Raw genomic sequence first — 24,017 nt, 5'->3', positions numbered from 1 at the left:
GTTAAAACTAAATTTTAGATTCGATTTATATTACCCAGTCATGAAAATCCAGACCGGAGATTTTATCCAGCTTTCTTTTACGAGTTGTTTGGAAGATGGGACCATTATCGATTCTAGTGAAGAAACGAATCAATACCTAGAATTCACAGTTGGATCTCATGAAACTTTGGAAGTTTTTGAGAATGCTGTTTTGGATCGAGAAATTGGTGAAGAATTTTCAATTAAATTGAACCCCCAAGATGCTTTTGGAGAATATTCGGATCAAAAAATCGTTAAACTTTCCCGTGATCATGTACCTCCAGATTTTAGACCAGAAATAGGCAAACAAATAGTATTAGAACACAAAATGGGAGATGAAGAGGAAGAAGTTGTAGGAATTATCAAAGCTTTTACAACATCTAATATAATTATCGATTTGAATCCACCATTAGCAGGAAAAATTGTCATAATTAGCTTGAAAGTAGTGAATATTAACCGGGAATGATTCTTATTCATTAAAAGTAGCTTGAATAAAAAAAAATATGGGAGAAGAAAATGTCAACCTTTGAAGAAAAAAATCCGGCAGATATTTCCATTGAGATAATACTACCCCACATCCAACAACACCTCCCCAACATAAGTCTGGACCAAATTAGATTTCATTATCATGGATCATTCAATGTCTTCATTGTTGATGACCGATACATTTTTCGATTTCCTGATAGAGCTTTTCGGAACAATAAAGGAATAGCAATGATACATGATGAAAAAAAAAAGTTAGATAAGATACGTTCACAAGTTAATCAATCAATTCCAAAACCCCAATTTTTTGGAGAAAAGCCAGAGCTACCCTATGTGGGGTATGAAATGATTCCTGGTGTCTCTCTATCCCGATGTTTAATGAACTTCTCTCCCCAAATTCAAGTAACAATAGCATCTCAGATTGGAAATTTCCTTTCCCAATTACATTCTTCCTCGTTACGAACTAAATTCGACATAAAAAGGACTATTTTTAAGAGTTATGAAGAATTTCCCCAAATTTACAAAGATCAATGGACTCAGCTTTTCCAAAAAACTCAAGAATGCATGTATTCACTCTTTACTAAAGATCAAAAAATTTGGATAGAACAGATCTTCACAGAATTTCTTTCTGAACCATCAAATTTTCAATTTGAACCTTGCTTAATTCATGGAGATTTTGATACATCAAACATCCTAGTTGACCCAATATTTGCAAATCTTACAGGTATTATAGATTTTGAAGATTGTAAATTATATGATCCTGCAGTAGATTTACTCTTTTTTGATGAAGGAAGTGATTTTTTAGAAGAAATTATCAATCATTATACCGCCTATAAAGTCGATCAACCATTCCGAAATCGTATGAAATTTCTCTATTCACGGACTTGTTTATCTTACATAGAATGGGGTATGGATAATAATCGTTCAGAATTAGTTCAAGCAGGACTGAAAATCATGGAAAAAAATATGACCCAATTTCCACTTCAGGATTAAGAAAATAAATTATTTTCTATAACACGCAATTATTTCGCCGACATACATCCTATGATAGTCGTTTCCATCATAATGTGTATGAATGTGCTCATCGAGGAATTGTTCAGGGATTAAATCTTGATAATATACCTTTTTACAGAGAAACACCAAACGTGCTTCTTTAAAATAAACAGTTCCATGGTTTTCAACAGCAGTTAATCCTGAATCCTTCATCTTATTGATATCGCGTCCAGATTTGGTTCCACAAAGGTTCAACATTTTTCGATAGTCCTTTGTAAAAAAGCTAACTGAGAAGTAATCTGATTCTTCAGTAAATTCATAAGTGTAGCGCGAAGGGCGTATAAATGTGAAGCACACTTTTTTATTCCACAAATTACCTAAACCTGCCCAAGAAGCGGTCATCATATTATAATTATCTTGAGATCCCGCCGTAATTAATGCCCAATCATCACTAATTAAAGAAAATGTGTTATCTTCAATTTCTCTGACTTTAATTTCGTTAAAACTCATTTCCATATCACTTATGGTTTATCTTTGATGTCTTTTAGATTTATTTCTTGAAAATTATTCCGAACCGATCGAATACCAGCAAGCCCAATCTGAAGAATATATCGCGCTTCTTGTGGATTCACTTCAGGTTGGCGATCTTCGTGGATAGCATTTATGAATTCTCGTGAACAATTTGTAAAAGAGGTTTGCCAATCCGTATCAATATCAGTATCTTTAAACCGATGCCCATTTTCATCTTGCCAATGGATTCCCGCTTGTCCAGGAGCATAAGCCCCACAATCCTTAAACCAACTACCGGTACATCCTGGGATATAAATCGCCCCTTTTTCTCCAAAAATAGAGACATATTCGTCACATCCATAATATTTACTATGCATTGGAATAAAATCATGGAGGCTTGTATTCCAAGTAGCAAAATTCGCTTTATTCTTGCAAACATAGATCATCGATGAGGGGAGATCCCATTTTACCGTGCCTTTTATCCGTTTTTCGCCTTGCCACACGATAACAGATTTTATGGGCTGATTAAGAAATTGAGAAATCACACTATGTTTGTGATAACCATCATCGAACAGAGTTGGAGATTTATAGTTGCCTTTTTCAGAAATCCGCCATGCCCATGATTTTAACGGGACATCCCATTGCGATAACGTCTCCAATCCACTCCACATTTGATAATCGACCCGGATGGTCTTTCCAATAACTCCTTGATTAATTAGTTCCATTGCTTTTTGATAGGGAGGATAGAAGCGAAAATTTTCAAATACCCGAAATTTCACCCCATGTTTTTTAGTCGCCGCAATCATTTGATCCATTTCCGATAAAGACATGGCGGGAACTTTTTGAAGGGAAATATGTTTCTTAGCTTGTGCTGCCTTTAATACCATGGGGAGATGAAGTTGATGGGGGGTAAGGATCTCTACCGCATCAATATTGGGATCTTGTAATAACTCTTCATAGTCAGTATAAGTCTTCTCCACGTTGTATTCTTGCGAGACTTCTTTGATTCGCTTCTTATTGGAATCACAAACTGCTACCAATTCTGCGTCAAGACCATTTTCCTTATATGCAGGAAGATGTAAAGAGCTAATTCTTCCCAAACCTATGATACCGATTTTAACTTTGTCAACCATTGATACTTTCTTGACTTAGAAAAAGAAAAAAGTTCACTTTTGTTCGCTACAATAATTTCACTAGTATTCACATTTTTCAGTTGAAGGAAAAAAAGAAACCCCTTTATAGACAAACATTTAAGTGGATCTATGGTAGATATGAAAAAACAGAAAAATCTAGTTAAGATATTGGTGTTAGCAAACATCATTATATTTGTAGTATTTTTGACTGTATTAATTGGTTTTAATAACTTGGATCAGTTTCTTTTAGAACCATTATTAACACCCCAGCAATATCTGGATTCGCATCCATATATATCTATTGGAAATTTCATTTGGTCAGAACCATCATCCACAGTTTTAGTGTACCTGTTAGGAATTTTAACGATTGGCATCGGTTTTACCCTTTTAAAAAAAGGAAAAGCAGTTCCAAACAATTTGCAAGATGAGAACGATCCATCATTGAGGAAAAGAAATTTTCAAAAAATTTGGGGGATATCTTTGATCATTTGGGGACTTGGAACCATGTTGGCAGGCACAAGTTATCAAGCCTTCTATTATGAATTGAAGTGTCGAAACCAACCGTATTGTTTGTGGACAACATGGTGGGAAATTGGATATCTTATTTTGACGGTCATTAGTGTGAATACGATGGTAGTAGCTCAATCGTGGTTACGATCTAATCCGAAATCCAGCATTGCCATGAATATTTATGCTTCGATTAATCTCCTGATATATCAGCTAATACTGATATTCGGAATGCTTCTAATAAATGAATTTATGCTCTCCTTTGAAATGATGGTAGTATTTCAACTTTCAAGTTTCATTTTGATGATGATCTCAAATATAATTGTGTATAGGAATTCAAAAGAGAAAATCGAGTTTAAGCTCATCAAAATCTGGATTTTGCTCGCCATCGTTATGATTGTATATTTCGGTTATCTCTTCTCAGGTATACCAGAAATATTGTGGGAAAGTGGTATATGGTTTAATGCCAATGACATTCTGCATGTAGGGTTAATTGGCTGGATGATCTACATCTATATTACTTTAAAGAAATTTGCACACAAAACTGCAATATGAGCCTTTTTTTTATTTTACCATAATATTCTACTTATAAACCAATTTTGGCAATTATGCTAAATTTAGAAACGCCTCATTCAATCATATTCTCATTAATAAGAGCCACTAATTCAGGGATATCCGATTTTGAAAGATTGCGCCCTGACAATTCCGCCTTCTTTAGTACTGCCCAAATATCTGTATTGGTTCGAATTAATTCTAACACATTTTGAAATTTCTGTTGGGCTGCATAGGAATTGTTTTTTATAACATAGCATACCACAAAGGATTCTAAAGATTTCATAAGAATCAGAAAATCGCCAAATTTGGCTCGATCCAGCTTTTCCTCAAAAACTTCTTTACTAAACGTGTTAAATGCGCTTAAAAATGATCCAAATAAGCCCCCCTTCAGATCCCACTGGGTGGAAAAACTCATGGAAAATACAGAAGTTCCTGCTTTTCGCATAATAATAAAGAAAATTGGAGCTTCCAAGGCAATTTTTTCTTCTAAATCTTTTCGATCTTTGCCTAATTCGGCCAATTTTTTATCTAAAGAGGCAAATTTTATTCGTTCACCAATCGAAACTTGTTCTGTTTTATAATCGTTCCAAAGATCTAGTTGCTCTATCAATCGATCGTGATCATTGGAGATTTTTTGGGCAAGATTACTTAATCCATATTGCTGGGCAATTTTTTGTGCTTTGGTGAGTTTTTGCCGTGCTACATCTAGATCAAGTTTAACTAATGAGATTTGGGCTTGCAACCAATACGTTTTTGCATAAAGAAGTGAAGAATTCTGTTGTTTTGCAATTTTCAGCAATAGCTGGATGTAATCTTCAATTTCCTCAATGATTTTTTCATTAACCGTGGCTTTTAATTCCACTAATAATATTTCACATAGACCTAAAAGACAATTCACAGTTATCTCGTGAGAAATTATATCATTTCTAATAACATCTTCAAAAATATTCATGGCACTTGCTAGATCCCTGAACCTACTACTTTGTTTCAATAGTAAGGCATGAGCTACATTATGAAATAAAACAATGAAATTATTTTCTTCATATTCCTTCAATTTTTCGAGTTTCTGAAAGAATTTTCTTGCTTTTTCAATGTGATCCATTTCAAGAAAAATTCTAACAAGTCTGAACAAAACTAGACCTGTTTCAATACTATTTCCCATTTTTTCATGCAGTAATAAGCTTTCTTGGTAATATTTACTGGCTTCAATGGAATTTCCTTTCATATAATGGATGTATCCAATATTTTGAAGGGACATTGCTATGCCAAATTTGAACTTACTTTCTTTACTGGCATTTAGAGATTTATTATAACAAGATATTGCTTGAATAAGTTTTCCTTTAAGTTCATAAATTTCACCAATATTTTGATAATCAATGGCTAAATCTGCTTTATTTCCAATTTGTTCACTAAATTTCAGACTTTGAAAATAATAACTTAAAGAATTATCTAATTCCCCTTTTTCATGATAAATTGTTCCAATATTATTGAGAGACTGAGCAATATCCCTTCTATTTCCCCATTCTATGCTAATCTTTAAACTTTTTTTGTAACAATCCATCGCTTTCGAATATTGACCTTTCAAAGCATAAATATTTCCCAAGTTATTTAAAGTGGCAGCGATATCTGGAGCAAATTCTCTCTTTTTCCTGATTTCATACGAATTTGTAAGGCTATCATGCCCCAACTGATATTTTCCTTGGCGATAGAAAAGAACTCCTCGAAGATTGAAAAGGCATCCGAGATAATATTGTTCCGCATCTTCGTTAAAAGAATTATTTTCAATGATTTTTAAACATTGAGATATTATGTTCAAACTTTGTTCAATGTCTCCAGAAAAGCGAAGAGCTTCGGCTTGAATTACTAAAATTTCAACTTCGATCTCATTTGGTACTGAAATTTCTCCAAATTGCTTTTTAAATGAGGAGGGAAAATTTAAGTTATCTTCATATTGACCAGTTTTGTTAAGGCATTGGGCTTGAAGAAGAAATAAATCTATCTTTTCATTAATTGATATATCCTTCATCTTGATCGATTTAATCCAAATAAGTATCTCTTCAAATTTACCTTGATAAAATTGTTTTAAAAGAGATTCTGTAGATAATTTCATATCAGAGTGCTTTTTTCCACTACTATCTCTTAATTTGTAATTAGCTTGATTTAATCGGTCAAAGAGCATAATTTTCGCTTATTTTCTGTTATATTTCTTTATTTAACTATTACTTATTTTTCAATCCTATTAATCCTATTAAAAACTGCAAGCAATGAAAACAAAAAAAATTCTTGTGATATGATGAAGCAGTTATTCTGGATTCATCAATTCCAAGGAATTTAAAGTTAGCGTCCTCGAATTAAGAAACAACGTAAGAAAAGAAAAATAGAGAGAGAAAAAGAAAAATATTAAAGATAGGCTTTAATTCGGTCGTATTTCAAGAGTTCAAATTTGCGTTCTTCTGCCGATATTGTCGCAATTGAAAGATTTTCATCTTCAAATTCCTCATCGGTCGATTCCTTCAAAATTTTGATTCCTAATTTGACTAGCTCTTCCAAAGACATTTCATCATTGAGTTCTTTGTTTAAAGTTTCCCGAGCTGCATCAGAATTGCGTCCCATAGCGGTTCCACGCCAGCTCCAATAAGTCCCACTTGGGCTTGTGGTTGTGATTCGGGGCATTCCATCAGGATCTACTCCCACAATTAGAAGAGAAGAACCAAAAGGTCGTACTCCACCGTGTTGGGAATATTGTTGTTTGATATCAGCCAACTTTCGGGTAATTGTTTGAATTCTGACTGGTTCACTATATGTAAGTCGGTGTACCTGACATTGAACTCGAGCATAATCCACCAAAATCCGTGAATCTGCGTGTAACCCAGCAATTGCACATCCCATATGTTCATCCATTTGGAATATTTTTTCAATGGTTGAAGAATCCATCAATTTTGTAAATTTCTTTCGTGTAACTAAGGTCGCTCCGTATTTTGATTTAAGAGCTATCACTAAGGTTCCTCGTCTTACTGCCTCTAAAGCATATTCCACTTGGTATAATCGACCTTCGGGGGAAAACATTGTCAAAGATCGGTCATAACCTGCATCGTCGCCGCGTCGCATCATTTTTTTTAGTCAGTCCTAATTGATATTTTCTTAGATATCTTATAGAGTTATAAATCAAACTCTTCTAAAAAATTTTGGGCAATTGAGATAAAAGTTGTAAAAAAATAAACTAAATAAAATAGACTATTTTAACTAAAATAATCATGTACGATTCCTTTGATGAAGATGATCAAGCGGAACTAATTCGAGCCCAAGATTTAATGGCTAAAGGGGAAATTCAAGGTAAAGAGGGCAATATTCGAGGCTCTATTCACCTTTATGTAAAAGCTTTAGAGATCTTCTTAAATACTGGCCGATATCTTAGAATTTCTGAAGTGTTTAACAAATTAATTTCTTTTGTCACTAGCGAATCTCAGATTTTACTCATCATGGAACAAATTCGGAATACCATTTCAGAAATTGAATATTTAGATATCCCCGAAGAGTTGGCGAAGCTAAAACAAGCCTTAGCAGATCTCCACTACAAAAATTCGGACTTTTTAAGCGCTGGCAACCTTTTTATTGAAGTAGCGGAATTATTTTCAGAGGTGGACCCAGAAGAATACCGACAAGCGAGTGGAATGTTTTTGCTTCGAGCGGGAGAATGTTTTGAAAAGATTGGGAGAATCGAACGAGCAGAGAGACTAATCCTTGATGCGATTCAAAAATTTGATACCACAATTTTTGATTATCAAGGTCATATAAAAGAACTGCACGATTTCATCCAAAAAAAAAAATATCAACCTGCTATCGATCACTTGCGTGAAGTAGCGTTATTCTTTAGAAATCTGGAAAAAGAATTAGAGGATACCCCCGAATATAGCGAATCATTTCGTAATTTAAAGAATAATGTAAATGCACGCTTGTTGCATATGTTATCCGAATACAACTTGATTAAAACTATGTGTTATCGCCATCTTAAAGATGAAGACAAAGTAAGAGAGCAAGCAGACAAATCTATCAAAGACCTTGCTTATGCAATAGAAATAATCAAGGATGAATTCAAAGATCATTATTACAGCAGTGCAGATCTTCATCGAATAACCTTCGATCTTTTTCTCTTGCAGCTTTTTCAAGAATTCGCAGATTATCAGGTTGAAGATCCTTTAGATTTAGTGATGCGAGGATTGCCTACCAATATCAAGGAGATTATTCGTAAATTGAGCTTTTATGAGGAAACTGTCAAAATTTTAGAATTAGATTTGAAGGGAAGGGTGGATATTTTTGATGATTTACCCCTTTCCCAAATATTAGAACCCTTCAGGAGTTTTATTATTAAATCTATAAAGATTTAATTAGGACAAAGGAAAAAAAGTTTTTTACCATTCAATCTTAACTGAATAGCATAATGGATGTATTTTTTAATTTATTCATCAAATTAATAATAATAGCTTTGGTTATTAAGAAGTGCGGTTAAAAACGGAACTATAATTAAGATTATGTATCGAATTCCATGAGCCCAATGTAAAAGATACAGCCATCCTTCTCCCATCACAAATATATAAAATAGAATATCAAATATAAAGGTCAGAACGATTAAAAATAGGCCCAAGTATATGCCATCTATGCCCTTAGTATTACTACTTTTTCGAAAATATATATAGTTGCTTAGTAGAAAGACAAAGAACATCTCAGTCATCCACCAAACGAGTATTATAAAATCGGGAAAAATTGGTGTTAATGGGAATATGATAATAATTGAGAAGATATAATACAGAAATCCAACAATCAGCGCGCGACCAATATTAAACCCCATAGGTTTTAGTATTAATTCACATCATTAAAATCTATAGGAATCTCAACTTCAGTTAAAAATCGAAGAAAAAAATAAGTGCATATTCTTATTGAGCAGGAATCTTACGGTTTTTTAAGCCTTCTAATAACATTTCTCGAATGTCAAAGGGATCTTTATCAGGTAAAATGACCTTGAGTTTTTTCAAATCTTCAAGAAAAGCTTTATAGAGATCCTTTTGGAACTGATTTTCTTTTAACTTCGGGATGTAGTCTTGTTTGAAGATTTCCCAAGTTTGATTCATTAATTCACGAATTTTCTGCAAGGATTTGGAACGATGATGAACGAAAATAATCATTATATTATCAGATTCCGATATCAACAGGTTCATTTGAATCTTATCAAAATAAATTGTCTCTAATCTAACATCTTGAAATGCTTCATTTGCAAAAGCATATAATGCTGAAAAAAAACCAGCATGTAATTGATGTTGGGCAACATGACCTTGACAATAATCGGTTCCTGAACACCCGGCAAAAATGGGCAATCCATTCAACCGAATAACATAAAAATCATACAAATTATTCAATTCTATAGGTTTGGACATAAAATTTAACCAACAAATTTTTTTTAAAAAAAGGGAAAGGAGTAAGTAACTAAATTGATTTCTCGAGCGCTTGTACTTCTTTCGCATGCTCGTCAGCAGATTTATCAATGGGCTTAGAATACTTCGCTGCCCATGCCTTCTCAATGCCTTCTCGATGGATTGTGTTGAATGTACAGAATGGGATCTGCAAGACTTTCTGCGGATCTTCGGGATCCAGAGTACCGTAATGCACAACACATCGTTTCACTCGTTCCACATCCAAATCGTAGGCATCTTGAAAATGCATACAACCTACCATAAGCAATCCGTGTTCAAGAAGTTGTTTGGATTTCTCAATGCGCACATCATTAATGAAATTCAACATATATTTGTAAATAGGATCTTCAAACAATTTTTTCGCTTCAAAATTCTTCAGATGTTTCATAGTGCCAGCTACAAAATAAGCTTTCATGGCATTGCGATAGGCAATATCGGTCATAGTATCAGTGAATTCGCTTAACGCATCAAAAACACGCCCAAGACCGAGTTTATCTGCAAAAGGTCTTAAACCTCTTAATCCTGAAGAGGGTTGAGGAATTTGACGTTTTGACACCATATCCCAACATTCATTGGCCCATTCAATAAGTCCTTCCACTTCAACATATTCACTTATATGCACAAATTCACCTTTTTGGATCGGTAGAAAAGTAGCCCACCCACAATCTTCATGAGCAGAAATAGACCAACCAGGCAGATCAGAGAACCAAATTAACAATTGAGTTAATTTACTCGACATTGCTAACGGATAGAATTTATCTAAGGCACCATTGGTGACTTTAGACAGTTCTTTAGCCAAATCACTGCTTGTATAACGAAGATTCATTAAATCTTCAAGAGTAATACGTCCACAAAGGGAAACAGGTTGAAAAATGACACCAGCAACAACATCGTTATTTTCTTTCGCAAATTCCATGATTGCACCAATTTCACCATCATTGCACTCCTTTGCTACTGTCACCACTAACATAATTCCATCTAAGCCAACTTCGCGACAATTTTCAACCGCTTTTCGTTTAATATTTGTGAGATCCATCCCTCGGATTTTCTTATATACTTCGGGAGAATTAGCACTGGCAGCATCAAAGGAAAAATATATCGCACCACATTCCGCTTCTTTGAGTTCGCGACAAAAATCAACGGATCGTGCCATTTTTATAGCGTTAGTATTAATCATTCGGTGTTGGAAACCGAGATCTTTGGCTTTTTTTAAAATATCAATAATTCGAGGATGCAATGTAGGCTCTCCTCCAGAAAATTGAGCGATCGCGGCAGGATAAGGCTTCTGAGCAATAAAATGCTCCATAATCCGAACAACTTCTTCATAAGAATATTCAACGATACGTCCTAAAGCATTTGAATTTGCAAAACAGATTGGACAGCTCAAATTACAACGATTAGTAACATCGATTATCATAAGATTGGCTTGAGATTGGTGTTCTGTACATAGTCCACAATCATAGGGACAGCCTTTTTGTACGGAAAATTGATTTCCATTAATGGGTTTAGTTGAAAATTTACAATCTAAATCATCAGCGTATGTGTTTTTCCATTTGTAGAGTGCTGGATCTTTTGAAATAATATCTTGAAATTCTCCATGCTGAGCGCACTCTTTTATCATCATAACCCATCCATTTTCTCCTTTAGAAGAATCCACGACTATTTTCGCGGTGATAGGTTGCATACATTCGGGACAAATCGAAGTGGTTGTTCGTATTAGATCAGATTGTGTCATTTAAATTGCTTCCAAATTACGCATCTTGCGATTTAATAAAGAAATAGATGGATAAAATTAAATCCTTTGCATATAAGTAATAAAATTCCCGATGGGGTATAAATTGTTAAGCATTTGTATTAACACAAATGAAAAAAGATGAAAAAAAGAAAAGAAAGCAAATCCGAAGGTTATGGGTATTTTGTCGTGCTATGCACTATTCATTTAGCTGCACTTTTTCCATGCGTCCAAGTTGACTGAAAGATTTAGGTAAGAAAAAGGCAATAATTATTGCGACAACACAAGCACCTGCAACAACGAAAGGCATGAGATGAACCCCAAAGAATTCTTCACCATCAACGATCAACCCTCGAATGTTCAGCCAAACGACGCTCGTACTGATTGCCGCCACGACAGCTGTAAATAAGCCTTGCATTGCAAAATACATCGATGGATGACTCCTTCCAGTTGCAGCTAATTCTTCTGCTGCCATCTGTGAAGGAATAAAATAGGGAGCAGAGAAAAATGCACAAATCCCATAACTACCAATTGTTCCTCCCGCAATTCCAATTATTAACCTGGCTGTCAAACTGGGAATCCATTCAACATATGCAATGGAGAAAGTAAGCATAGCTAAAGCAAAAGAAAGGAGCGCCGACTGAAAAGCAAACCGAAACCCTTTCTTCTTCATAACTTTCCGATAAACAATAATCATCAAGGGAACAGGTGCAAAAGCAGCTGTATTGAGGACAGCGATTTGCCAGCCATTCAATCCCATGGCACCTGATGCCATTACATTTTGACCTGCCAAAAATAATTGTAGACCAAAAAAGAACGCAGCCATTACAAACAACCAAATCATAAACCCTTTATTCTTGGTTGTGAGTCTGACACTTTCCATAAACCCAACTTCTTCTTCAACAAGAGCAGAAGTTTCAGTATGCTCAAGATCTTGTTTTGTTTTGACAACATCTTCAGGTAACGTTGATTTTTCCTTTAACATGAATAATGCGATTAGCATTGTAAACATTAATGGTATTCCAGCTAAACCTATGATGCGAATATTGATATCAAAACCAATAAAAACAGGAATTAGTGCATATCCAACACTATATGAAACAGTATCAAAAAAGGCTTTCCAATTTGATAATGATATCCGATCATCCGATGAGGCAGTGACTTCTGAATAGGTACCATAATAAGTCACGAAGGTTAAAGTGTATGCGGTGAAATATAATGCAAGCAAAATCCCAAAGTAAATGGTATTTAGCATACTATGTTCGTCATTTGAAAGCGGAAAACAAAACAACGTGTAGGTAAGAACCATGGGAATAAAACCTATCACTATAGCAGGGCGTCTTTTTCCCCATTTCGATTTTAAAGAATCAGTCCAAGCAGCTAAAGGAATATCAGCAACCCCATCAATAATTTTAGCAAATAAAACAAGGGCACTGAACACGGCTGTGACCACTAATGTTTTATTTGCATACGTCCAGTTTTCTACATCGACCCCAAAACCTTCAACAATTAGGGCATTAATTAAATAAACCCCGAGTACGGTTCCTAACAAACTGGGTCCGAAACCTGCCAGTGCATACAAGGGAAGCTTTTTCTTAGTTATCTTTTTCATTGGAATCTCCATTTTTTTTTATTAGAATTATTTTTTTTAAAAAAACCGATTACTTGGTTAGCATATGAGTAATCAGCAATCTTAATTCTTTTTATGAGTGACATGACTCTAATCATAGTTTTGATTCTTTTGCATTCTTTAATTACCATCTTTGGATTGACTGTACGAGGTTTTTTACCTACAATCCGTGAAAAATTATCATAGAATATTTTCTTGGTGATATGTGGAGGTAAATTGAGAGCACGTAATTGAAAATCTTCAATTCCAATTAAAAAATCTCCATCTGATTTCACAGTGAATTGCCCTTGCTTTGATAAAAATGATTGAACAAGCGTAGATCGATGTGTACTTTCTTTATTATTTAACTCAAAGTCATTTGATATCACACACCTCGCGCCAATATCTGTTCCATAAAGAATCCGATTTTGATATTTTTTAAAGAATTGAACTGCAGATTCTTGGTTTTTGGAGAAATTGATATACATTTCGATTCCAGGAGTTAAATCAACATAAATATTTGAAAACTTATCGAAAATCTCAGATAATCGTTCAAGCTGCGCGGACATAAAGAAGAAATGAGCAAAAATTATTTTTAACTTAGGGTGTTTCTTCAACACGTTTAAGACTTGCGTATATTGTACTTCGTTATTGATTGTATCTTCCCCATACAACCATCCTTGATTTTTAGCCCAGGAAGGTATTTTGGATTCATCCCAAAATTCTTCTGGATCATTAACATGCCATAGGATTGGTAGACCAATTTCTTCAGCAAAAGTCCAAAAAGGTTCCCAAACGCGTTTATCAAAATCAGGAATTGGCACCGTGCGCCTCAAATCAGGTTTGCCTTCAATCATCTTGATCCCATCACATCCGCAAAGTTGTATTCTTTTAACATATTTGACAAATTGTTTCCCAACAGACTTATTGTGCATGAAATATTGTGAAACATCCAGGCATCCAAATACGAAGAACTTTGTGGGATATTGATATTTTAGCATCAAAGCATCTGGAACAGATGAGATGCGATTTTTATCCGGAACGATAACCAAATTTGCAAAATCGGTATTGGCTAGTTCCATCGTCTCAATCAAATCTTGTGGTTTAATAGGTAAAGAGTAATGGATATGGCAATCAAGAATTTTGTTTTCACCTATCATAACAATCAATGTAAAACACTTTCTTCTTTCAATTTAAAAAACTTTAGAGATTTCAAAAACCGATCAACATGAAGGAATCATAAGTGGGCAAGATTTAACTAAGAAATTTATCCTAATATCACGAAAAACTTCCAAAACTGTAATTTGTCAAAGAACACTGATTTCAAAAAAAAAATCTATTCAAGTTTAAGAGTAATTTAAAAATGGGGTCAATTCGGGAAATCGAGAACTAAACTCAACAATCACATCCATAGAGAGTATATTTCCAGCAGAATTCATCAATGAATAGGCAGCACCTGCTGTAGCTAATGCAGCAGCTGGAATTATTGGTTTTCCTTCCAATATTTCTGCTAAAAATATGCTATCAAAAGTATCTCCGGAACCAACAGGATTTTTTACTTCTACTTGTAATGCAGGGATATTTATGGATGAAAAGTCTTTCATTGGCTTCAATTTTGAAGATTGAATTATCCGACACCCTTTATCTCCACGGTGGATGATGATGTTTTTCACTCCCATATCTAGGATTTCATGTATAGCAGCATCTAAAGACTCAGAATGTATTAATTGGGTGATTTCTTCTTCGTTCCCAAAGAGATATTTCACATATTTTAATGTCTTCATTACAGCCGAACGTCTTTTACCTACATTTACTTGAAATTTTTCATTTTGCTTCTGCAAATTCCAATAGGGATCAAAGCCTAAATCTATGGAAACATCCACACCCAATGCAATCGCTTTTTTAATGAATTCTTCAGATTTTAATAATAGTTTTTCTGCAAACCAGATTCCCCGAAAAGCAAGATGATGTACATCTTTGAAGATATCTTCGGGAATATCTTCAATAACAAAATTCTTTAATCCGCCTAGAAAGGTTAGAAAATGCCTTTGTCCATCTTGATAAGAGAGAGCCATAGTGACTTGAGTTCTTTCAACATTATCGATTTGAAAAACGGGGATAACACCAAATTTTTCGATTTCTTTAATTAAAAAATCACTATATGGTATTCTCCCAACACGTGAAACTAAAGAAACTTCTGCCATCGGCATAATTGACTTTAACACACATGAAAAATTACCAGCACACCCGCCTTTTTGGTAAGAAACAGAATCTACAAAAGTTTCTCCATCCAATAGGATTTCATTTTTTGCTATTGGAAGGATTGAGGGAAGAATATCCAGAACAACATCTCCGATACATACTATTTTCTTCTGAACCATTGAATTCACCATTAGAAATTATAATCCTCGCGTTATTTTCTGGGTAAATCGAAAAATACCGGGGATTAATTCTCTTTGTACTGCTGTGTTATACACAATTAGCTGTAAAGTTATTATTTCTACTATGGGAGCCAAAAAAGTGCCTTGCGTTTTATTCGAATATACCATAATTTTAGGATGAGTACGAATTTCTTCATCTATCAAATTTAATTCTTGTGTGGTTATGTAGAATATACTCCCAAAACACCACTTATCTATCAGGTTTCGTATAAAATGATTGTCTAACTTATGATTGATGGTAGAAGATGAAATAATAATTAACTTCGAGTCTTCAGTCAAACATTCAATTCCACCATGTCGAAAAGTGGACAATGATGAAGCTTCAGACTTGATTTTCACAATTTCTTTGAAATTCAAAGCAGCTTGATATGCAGTTGATAAAGAAGGGCCTCTTGCCATTATTTGAATGAATTTATAATCATTTCCGAATTTTTTTTCGAATTCTTGAATGATTGGACTTTTATTTTTTAAAGAATGAGAAAGTTGAGAAGAATGGGTTGAGGGTAACAATTGAGAAACATTGTTAATCACAGCAGCAATTTCCTTCAAATAAATTTCATCGGAAAAATTTTCAAATATAATTGTTTTTGCAAAGAAATAAAGGATTAAAAGGGAGCACACATATGTTTTTGATGTTACCGTTTTTTCGCTACCCGCGTTCAAATAAAGCTGTTTATCAGAAAATGTAGCTAAATAACTTTCAGGCATATTAGTAACTCCAATTATCAGAGGTTTTATTTTTAAAGATTGAAATTTTTTAAGTAATTCAACAATCTCGCCAGATTCCCCAGATTGTGAGATCATAATGATACATGTATTTTGAAAAATCACGTCTGGATTCTCTGGAAAGCCATGAAGTAAGAACTCTCCAGAATCGAGCATTTCCACATTTATACCCTTTTGTTTTAACATATAGTAGGGAACATAGCAACTGAAATAGCTAGACCCCATCCCAGTAAATACAAACCTTGAAATCGACTTCTTCTGCACGAGATTTTTAATAGCCCCAAAAATGACATTCATATTATCTGTAATAAAATCTAGAGTTCTTTGTAATGCTAACCCTTGCGACAAAATTTCTTCTAAAAATTCATTCATAGATGCTTAAAATACATTCATAGATGTTTAAAAACACATTCATAGATGTTGAAAACTTATATTCTATGATTAAATTGATAATCTTATGCTAAAAAATGCAAGATTTGCATGATATATGAAATATATTCGATTTTAAAATGGATGATCCGGCATATTCAATAAATATTTTTTAAGAAACTCAATAGATTGACCTGGAAAACATTGATTTAGGATATAAATAAAGAAATCGGTTTCCAGCCATTCCTCAACGGTAAATGGATTTGTTGCCAAATCTAATATTTTTTGAGATTTTTCATCAGAAAGATTCACAATGATAAGATTATCAGAGTAATTTTCGAGTATTTGTCCAATTTTACCATGAGGTCCTATCAATCCCATAGGATATATTAGAATTGCTTTATCTAATTTAGCCAGATCTAAACCGGTCTGCATCTGAAGTAAGTGGAATATCGCTTGAGCTTTAGAAATATTTCCTAAATCTTTCATAAAGGGGATCATCAACCCAATTTTTTCTCCCCCAGAAGACTCTATCATTACATTGACAGTAATGGGTCCATCAGGTGTGTTGAAAAAGTAATTTGATTTATATTTGGTGTCTTCACCAGTTTTCTGATCTATCTTTTTTATTAGAGTAATAATCGATTTAATTATGATTCTAGGATAGCTCTGGTATTTTGAAAGAATACTCACTTGACGCTTCTTTGGCACATTTTCTTCAGCTTTAAAATTTGGAAGCGTGATTTTTTCTCCCATAAATTATATTTTCAAACAAAACGTATATAGTTCATTTTTAGAAGACTTATAAGGATTATTTTTAGAATAAAATTATGCCCCAAAAAAGGATTAATGGGATTATGATAAATTTTGAGATTAAAGGACAGGGTCCAAATTTAGTCTTAATCCATGGATTAGGGTCCAGCCTAAGGGATTGGGAATATCAAATTCCAGTATTTGCTCAGAAATATCGGACCATTGCAATCGATCTACGAGGTCATGGTCAAAGTGGTAAACCAAAGGCGAGATATTCAATTAAAGGATTTGCCGAGGATATCATCCAATTATTAAATTCAGAGCAAATTGATAATTTTTCAGTGCTTGGAATCTCGATGGGTGCAGCAATTACATATCAGCTTGCTATTGATTACCCAAATCAAGTCTCAAAAATAATTGCTGTAAATATGGCAGCGTCTCTAAAAATAAACTCAATCAAAACCAGATTTGCTTATTGGAAGCGGACTTTTGTTGTAAAAATACTTGGGATGAAAAAAATTGGAGAAATAATTGGCAGAAATCTTTTTCCCTTAGAAAGTCAACAAGATCTTCAATCTATTGTAGCGGACCGCTGGGCTGAAAACGAAAAAGGCGCATACTTGCAAAGCATGGATGCGTTGAAAAACTGGAGTGTGGAAAATTCACTCCAACAAATGCAATGTCCTGCATTAATACTTACAGCAGACCAAGATTATACGTCAATATCAATAAAACAAGCTATTGCAGAGAAAATTCCACTAGGAGAATTAAAGATAATCCAAAATGCTCACCATGCGGTACCCATAGAAAAACCTGAAGAATTTAATCAAATTGTACTGAATTTCTTAGATTCCAATTAAAGCTTTTCCATCAAATCAAAGAGGTCAACTGTTTTTGGATATTTCTTTTTAGAGCTCTTTTTTTTGTTCGGTTTCTCATATTTTTCTTCCGTTTCATTTGACTTTGTAATAATTTTTGGAGATTTATCATTCCAAAAAGAAGAAATTCTTCCAATAATATCATCAGGTCGCTCAATCAACCAATCTTGGGGGAGAATATCTTTATAAAAAGGAGTTATGAATCGCTGTCCAATTAAAATAACAAATCCTCTATCTGTAAAAGTTCGGAAAACCCGACCTGCAGATTGAATTACCTTTGTGATCCCTGGATTGCGGTAGGCATACTCAAATCCTTTTTGCCATTTGAAATCAAAGTAATTTTTCATCATTTCTTGCTCCAATGAATAAGCTGGTAATCCAGGACCGATGATGAATGCTCCAATAGCCATATCACCTGTGAAATCTACACCTTCACTAAAAATGCCACCATGAACTCCTAAGAGGAGATATTTTTTATCTGGGGATTGCAATTTTTTCAGATATTCTCTCCTTTTTCGTTCACTCATATTTCTATCTTGCACTAACAACTCAACTGAGAGAGATTTTCTCTCAATTTCTTGTTCCACGGCTTTTAAATATTTAAAGGAGGGGAAAAAAGCAAGATAATTCCCATATTTTAAGGCTACTGAATCACAGATCAATGCAGCAATTGGTTCATAAGAATCCCGACGATATTCATATTTGGTTGAAATGTTCGGCATTAATAGATATAACCGGTTTTGCTGAGCATAAGGGGAATTAAATTGAAGCCGAATTGCAGATTCAGGAAACCCAAGCATTTTTTGAAAATATTCCATTGGAAAGAGAGTGGCTGATTGCATAATAACCGAATTAAACCCTTGAAGTTGGTATTCTAATTTATGGGCTGCTGATTTGCATAGGATTTTCATTTTCCCTTCTTTAAGATATAACAACTCGCTATATTCAGGTAAATCGCTTTCCTTCAAGATTAAATAAAAATTACGTAAATTCATAGTAAACTCAAGATTTCTATCTTTACCTCCTGGTTGATATCCCATTCGATCAATATAAGCTTGAACATACCACATTACAAATCGATCACTATCCTTCACTACCGTACGAAAGAATTTCTTATCAAATTTAGCGAGCACAATTTTACGGTTTGGAATATCAGGGTATTCTTTAATTAGGGCAAGGAGATATTTGTTGACTTTCTGATAAAGATCTAGACCTTTACGTTCCACTTTCTTGGGAAGATTTAACGCACGCAAGGACTCGATTGTGTCAGCAATACTTTTTAGAGTAATTTCAGGCGAATAATAAGTCATAGCCCGTGAAGGTAAATTATGAGCTTCATCTACAATGAGAACCATATCATCATAGGGTTGATCGAAATAACGTTTCAATTTAATAAAGGGATGAAACACGTAGTTATAGTCACCAACTATGACATCACATTCTAACGAATAATCCAAGGAAAGTTCAAATGGGCATACAGTATGTTTCTTGGCAATCTTTCGAATAATGCGTGCATCAACAACTTGTTTTTTTGATACTTCTGAAGTGATCTCATCAAGTGGTGCGTTTTCATAATTTTCTATGAAGGGACAAAAAGATTTTTCACAAATGAAAGCGTCATTTACACACATCTTTTCCTTGGCTGTAAGAATAATGGAAGAAAATTGACCTTTCTTTTTAGCGAAGATCTGGAGTGTTTCTCGATAGATGTTTTGTTGGGTCGTTTTTGATGTCACAATGAAAAGACGCTTATTGTGACGTAGTGAATATTTCAAGGCAGGATAAAGTGTTCCGATGGTTTTACCAAGTCCCGAAGGTGCTAAAAGCATGAGACGACCTTGATTGCTTAAAATTTCAGATGTTTTTTCAATAATTTCTTTCTGATTGGGACGATGGTCTGAAAAAGGAAATTGAATTGTTTTAGCACGTTTTTTTAATAAATCTCGTTGTTTTAGGTTTTGTTTCCATGAGGTAAGTATAACTTGGCATTGTTGCTGGATATAATTGGTTAAATCTTGGGGTTCAATTTCAATAATCTCGGTATCTTCTGAATAAATATCCACCAGCACTAATCGACACACAATATCTCTTCCTAATTGCTTGTAATAGTGACCATACATAAGTAGTTGTTGCCGATATTCTTCCGCAATTCGGGAGGAGAAATCGAACTTTTCCAAATTCGTCACCGATTTGATTTCTTCGATGATTAATTTCCCTTGTTTTTCAAAAATAACATCTGCTCGCCCAGAAATTATGAATTTCCAATCCATTACCTCAAGTTTGATTTTTACAGCGGCTTCTTTTTGGAATTTTTTTTCAGATTGACTTCGTTTATCTTGAAAGGCGACATGGACTTCGGTACCTTTAGAAGCACGAATTCGAAGAGGGATGGAAGAAGTATAGAACCGCCTATCACTACTGGCGAATATCACATCCTTAATGGATAAATGGATTTCCTTATTTTCTTCTACAACTTTCATGTTTCATCCCTATGTTTTAAAAAATTTAAAGTAAAATAAATAATGGGATATCAAAGAAATTGTAATTTATTAACTCAAAAATACCAATGGAAAATCAATGAAAAATGAAGAAAAACTTATGAATTGGATTGTAAAATAATGGTTCGAATTTGTTCAAGCAATGAGGAAGTTAGGAGGGGAGATTTAGTAGATTTATTATGAGTTGCCATATACTATTTATCGATTTGTTGCATATATTTTTTTATGAGCCCACTTTTTGTCAAAATTAGAAAGAAGAAAAAAATTAAAGCCTCAGAAATTAAGTAGTACCAAAGAAGAGCTTTGGAGTCGGGGAGAAATGCTGAAGAAATTTAAACAAAAAAGGGATTTGCAACGGGGAATTAAATTCAAGAAAAGACTAGAAAAGGAACTTATTCGGGCATTTCAAGATTTTACCAAAGGCATTAAGGAAGATCTTATTACTTTAAACCAATCACCACAATTATTAAATGCTATAACCTTAGCCGAGGCATACCGCCAAGTATGTGACAAAATCGGAGAGGATCGCGACCAATATCAGGGGTTATTTAAATTTATTAATGTCGTTCGCCAAAATGATAGAGAAATTGAGCAAATTATTCGTAGCATGAAAAAAAGGTTCGATTATTCTGATCCTGACAAATTTCGGGTGGAAGGAAAACGTTCAGCAGAATATGTTAAGGGAATTTTACAAACTCTAAGGTCTATTCAAGATGGCTTCATCCAAGAACAAGCAGAAATTGATTTGTCCATAAAACAGCGAGAAGAAGAACGGTCGAATATTCAAAACCAAGAAGCATCCAACAACCAGAATGGTATGAAAAATAAGAAGGATATTCAATTAAAAGTTGCAGATTATGAAAAATTTGGAGAAAAAGCACCAATTCAGCTAAAAGCTCGAGAATATATTCGTGATAAAACCCATCCCGAAGAAATTCCCGAGAATATTGAAGCGATTCGACTTTTTCGAAAAAAGATCACAGTGGATCAACAAAAAAAAATTCAAAAACCCCTTTCTGTAAAAGAGGAAGTTCAAATATTAAAGCAAACAATCAACGAATTTGACAATCAAATCCAAGCGTTTGAAAAATTAGGATACTATAATCATGTAAAACAAAGCGGAAAACAATGGTTATTAACTCTTGAAACACTTGGCAAAGAATTATCTTCAGAAACCATTGATTATAACATCCGTAATGCATTACGTGGTGAATTACGGAAAAATTTCAAATTTATTGATGAATGGCTAGCGCGAGTAGATGTTAAATATGAAATTAAGCGTAATATCAATCCTAATGAACCAGAAGTAAAACAGAAAAACATTGAATTTATCACAAACCAATATCACCCTACTCGTGACAGTTATATCAAAGCCCAAGAAGATCGAAGAATCTTGAAAATTTTAGCTTCTAAGGATAAGGGTTTTGAAAAAGAACTTCAAAAACAAGAAACTCAGCAGGAAATAAAGAAGAAGCAATTAGAACGGGAAATTAGGGCTAAAGAAATTACTGAGGAAAAAGCGCGTAGAGCCCGTGAAAAAGAACTTGAAAAGGAAAAAAAGAGAAAAGCCAAGGAACAAGAACGAAAACTAAAAGAAGAAGAGCTAAAAAAACAGCAAAAATTGGAAAAAAAACAGAAAGAAGAACAAGAAGCTCTAAGATTGGAAAAGGAAGAGAAAACTCGTCTAGAAAAAGAAAAGGAAAAACTACGACTTCAACAAATTGAAAAGGAAAGAGCGGAGAAAGCTCGTATAGATGATAAAGAAGAAAAAATTCGACTTGAACGTATTAAAAAAGAAAAGGAAGAAGCAAAACGGTTAAAAGAAATTCAAGATGAAGAAGAACGAACGCTAAAAGAATTACAAGAAAAAGAGGAAAAAGAACGCCAAGCAGCCTTAGAATCTCATAAACAAGAATATCAAGAGAAAATGCAGGCAATCAAAAACGACAAGGAGCTAACCAAATCTGAACGAACTCAAAAAGTATTGGATCTGGCAAATTGGCATTCAGAAGAAGAAGTTAGAATTTTAACAGCCGGTACTGGGGCAGATGTCCCCTCAACTGACGAAGAACTCGAGGATTTGGAAGAAATTCGCCGCAATGAGGAACTTCAAGCCGAGTTGGATGCAAAAGCAAGTAAAGAAAAACCCCGAATGGCAGCTCTAAAATCAAATGAAATAGATCAAATCTGGGAATTTTATTTCCTCCATCGATATAATCATCCTACTCCTGATGAATTTTATGGAGGAGATAATGCGAAGCAATATATACAACAAATGTTGCATCAAATTCAGGATATCTATGATCAATATGATTCTTCAAAACCACTTATTGAAACTTTGCCTGGGAGTAGTAAATTGTATTATGTGGGTGATTCTACGTTTGATGATAATGATAAATTGCTCTCACGATTTTTCCAACCCAAAATATTTGAAAGTCAAGCGAACGAAACTCCATTACGCATTTTATTTTTAGGAAATTTTATTGGTAATAATAGTATGGATCTGCATAATTTACTGTACATTATGTGTTTCAACTTAGCTTATCCAGCAGAAGTGATTATGTGTCGAGGTGAAGAAGAAGAACTTTCACGAATGGAAAAGAATGGATTTGCTCAAAATGTTTTAGATCATTTTGATGATGAGATTTTAGAAGAATTCAAAGAATTTTTTGTTAAACTCCCAATCGCCCATGTTGTCAAATCCACATATCAAAACATTATTGCATCCCACGGGGGCATTCCAGCTAACATTAACAATCCGGAAACTCCAGTTCTGCTATCAGAAATAAAGCATTCTCCGCATATTTCAGCCAAAAAAATGGACTCTTATGCCCTTCAATTTATTCTAAATCAACCTAATGCCCGTTTGAAGAAAAATCCCATTAAAAAGATCGCAAAGAAGAAAGGGTATAGCTTCAATGAAACCATTTTTTCTGCTTTTATGAAGGCGAATGAATTGATCACGGAAGAAGTAAACGGAATGATGGTTTCCAGCAATGATTTTAGCAAAGAGGGCCATACTTTACTTTGGGAGAATCAATCTATTTCCATATGTACCACCAGTGAAAAGGATGATAAAGTAGCTAAGGCAAAAATTCTCGAAATAACTTTTCCTGCAGATCCAGAATATCCCGAATACGAATATGAAGATGAAGAAGAAGGAGAGGCGGAAGAAGAATATGAAGAAGAAGAGGAATCAGAGGGAGGAGAAAATGAGAGTGAAGAAGGAATTGAATATGAAGAGGAAGAGGAAGAAGTAGATCCTGAAACTCTGGTGCAAATTAATGTGTTAGACATCAACAATTTACAAACTTAAGTGATGAAAATATAGAAATAATTTAAAAAAT

19 protein-coding genes are annotated in these 24,017 nt (G+C 34.1%); 6 read left to right on the top strand and 13 right to left on the bottom strand.

Going from position 1 to position 24,017, the window contains the following annotated elements:
- The first annotated feature begins 40 nt into the window (after positions 1–40).
- Together NEF87_RS15225 and NEF87_RS15220 are read left to right on the top strand one after the other, a co-directional pair.
- On the top strand, positions 41–484 hold the full coding sequence (locus NEF87_RS15225) for an FKBP-type peptidyl-prolyl cis-trans isomerase (RefSeq protein WP_457916477.1): 444 nt from the start codon (positions 41–43) through the stop codon (positions 482–484).
- Between the two features lie 50 nt (positions 485–534).
- Positions 535–1,494 (top strand): phosphotransferase family protein, encoded by a 960-nt coding sequence (locus tag NEF87_RS15220; RefSeq protein WP_457916476.1) that lies wholly within the window; start codon positions 535–537, stop codon positions 1,492–1,494.
- Between the two features lie 9 nt (positions 1,495–1,503).
- Here NEF87_RS15220 and NEF87_RS15215 read toward each other — a convergent pair whose 3' ends face one another.
- Both NEF87_RS15215 and NEF87_RS15210 read right to left on the bottom strand, forming a co-directional pair.
- A complete protein-coding gene (locus NEF87_RS15215) occupies positions 1,504–2,004 on the bottom strand; it encodes a flavin reductase family protein (RefSeq protein WP_457916475.1) in 501 nt (166 codons plus the stop codon).
- 11 nt (positions 2,005–2,015) lie between these two features.
- Positions 2,016–3,137 (bottom strand): Gfo/Idh/MocA family protein, encoded by a 1,122-nt coding sequence (locus NEF87_RS15210; RefSeq protein ID WP_457916474.1) that lies wholly within the window; start codon positions 3,135–3,137, stop codon positions 2,016–2,018.
- Positions 3,138–3,266: 129 nt separating this feature from the next.
- Between NEF87_RS15210 and NEF87_RS15205 the strand changes: the two genes are divergently transcribed.
- Positions 3,267–4,199, top strand: a complete 933-nt coding sequence (locus NEF87_RS15205) for a DUF6962 family protein (protein WP_457916473.1) — start codon at positions 3,267–3,269, stop codon at positions 4,197–4,199.
- Between the two features lie 73 nt (positions 4,200–4,272).
- Here the strand turns inward: NEF87_RS15205 and NEF87_RS15200 are convergent, their stop codons facing one another.
- Together NEF87_RS15200 and NEF87_RS15195 are read right to left on the bottom strand one after the other, a co-directional pair.
- Complete coding sequence (locus tag NEF87_RS15200) at positions 4,273–6,378, bottom strand: tetratricopeptide repeat protein (RefSeq protein ID WP_457916472.1); 2,106 nt, start codon at positions 6,376–6,378, stop codon at positions 4,273–4,275.
- 221 nt (positions 6,379–6,599) lie between these two features.
- Positions 6,600–7,310 (bottom strand): archaeal proteasome endopeptidase complex subunit alpha, encoded by a 711-nt coding sequence (locus tag NEF87_RS15195; protein WP_371802244.1) that lies wholly within the window; start codon positions 7,308–7,310, stop codon positions 6,600–6,602.
- Positions 7,311–7,453: 143 nt separating this feature from the next.
- On the opposite strand from NEF87_RS15195, the gene NEF87_RS15190 reads away from it, so the two are divergent.
- Positions 7,454–8,584 carry a hypothetical protein gene (locus tag NEF87_RS15190; protein WP_371802243.1) on the top strand — a complete coding sequence of 377 codons (1,131 nt, stop codon included), beginning with the start codon at positions 7,454–7,456 and terminating at the stop codon, positions 8,582–8,584.
- Between the two features lie 83 nt (positions 8,585–8,667).
- Here NEF87_RS15190 and NEF87_RS15185 read toward each other — a convergent pair whose 3' ends face one another.
- The 8 genes from NEF87_RS15185 to NEF87_RS15150 form a co-directional block, all read right to left on the bottom strand.
- Positions 8,668–9,045, bottom strand: a complete 378-nt coding sequence (locus tag NEF87_RS15185) for a hypothetical protein (protein WP_457916471.1) — start codon at positions 9,043–9,045, stop codon at positions 8,668–8,670.
- A gap of 85 nt (positions 9,046–9,130) precedes the next feature.
- Positions 9,131–9,628, bottom strand: coding sequence for a hypothetical protein (locus tag NEF87_RS15180; RefSeq protein ID WP_457916470.1), 498 nt, complete (start codon positions 9,626–9,628; stop codon positions 9,131–9,133).
- 49 nt (positions 9,629–9,677) lie between these two features.
- A complete protein-coding gene (locus NEF87_RS15175; protein ID WP_457916469.1) occupies positions 9,678–11,399 on the bottom strand; it encodes a radical SAM protein in 1,722 nt (573 codons plus the stop codon).
- A gap of 196 nt (positions 11,400–11,595) precedes the next feature.
- Positions 11,596–13,008, bottom strand: coding sequence for an MFS transporter (locus NEF87_RS15170; protein ID WP_457916468.1), 1,413 nt, complete (start codon positions 13,006–13,008; stop codon positions 11,596–11,598).
- Positions 13,005–14,165, bottom strand: coding sequence for an amidohydrolase family protein (locus NEF87_RS15165; RefSeq protein WP_457916467.1), 1,161 nt, complete (start codon positions 14,163–14,165; stop codon positions 13,005–13,007). The genes NEF87_RS15170 and NEF87_RS15165 overlap by 4 nt, the downstream gene beginning before the upstream one ends.
- 186 nt (positions 14,166–14,351) lie before the next feature.
- Positions 14,352–15,386: a carbohydrate kinase family protein gene (locus NEF87_RS15160; protein ID WP_457916466.1), complete on the bottom strand. Its 1,035-nt coding sequence runs from the start codon at positions 15,384–15,386 to the stop codon at positions 14,352–14,354.
- An 18-nt stretch (positions 15,387–15,404) separates the two neighbouring features.
- Entirely contained in the window at positions 15,405–16,544 is a 1,140-nt protein-coding gene (locus NEF87_RS15155; protein WP_457916465.1) for an SIS domain-containing protein, read from the bottom strand.
- 132 nt (positions 16,545–16,676) lie between these two features.
- A complete protein-coding gene (locus tag NEF87_RS15150; RefSeq protein ID WP_457916464.1) occupies positions 16,677–17,297 on the bottom strand; it encodes a hypothetical protein in 621 nt (206 codons plus the stop codon).
- A gap of 74 nt (positions 17,298–17,371) precedes the next feature.
- Between NEF87_RS15150 and NEF87_RS15145 the strand changes: the two genes are divergently transcribed.
- Positions 17,372–18,154 (top strand): alpha/beta fold hydrolase, encoded by a 783-nt coding sequence (locus NEF87_RS15145; RefSeq protein ID WP_457916463.1) that lies wholly within the window; start codon positions 17,372–17,374, stop codon positions 18,152–18,154.
- On the opposite strand, the gene NEF87_RS15140 is transcribed toward NEF87_RS15145, so the two are convergent.
- Positions 18,151–20,652 carry an ATP-dependent DNA helicase gene (locus tag NEF87_RS15140; RefSeq protein ID WP_457916462.1) on the bottom strand — a complete coding sequence of 834 codons (2,502 nt, stop codon included), beginning with the start codon at positions 20,650–20,652 and terminating at the stop codon, positions 18,151–18,153. The two genes, NEF87_RS15145 and NEF87_RS15140, sit on opposite strands and share 4 nt — an antisense overlap.
- A gap of 337 nt (positions 20,653–20,989) precedes the next feature.
- Here NEF87_RS15140 and NEF87_RS15135 point away from each other — a divergent pair, with 337 nt between their 5' ends.
- Positions 20,990–23,986, top strand: a complete 2,997-nt coding sequence (locus NEF87_RS15135; protein ID WP_457916461.1) for a hypothetical protein — start codon at positions 20,990–20,992, stop codon at positions 23,984–23,986.
- Positions 23,987–24,017 lie beyond the last annotated feature (31 nt).

Source organism: Candidatus Lokiarchaeum ossiferum (genome assembly GCA_025839675.1).
Taxonomy (GTDB): Archaea; Asgardarchaeota; Lokiarchaeia; order Sigyniarchaeales; family Promethearchaeaceae; genus Lokiarchaeum; species Lokiarchaeum ossiferum.
This window is presented reverse-complemented; position numbering and strand designations above follow the sequence as displayed.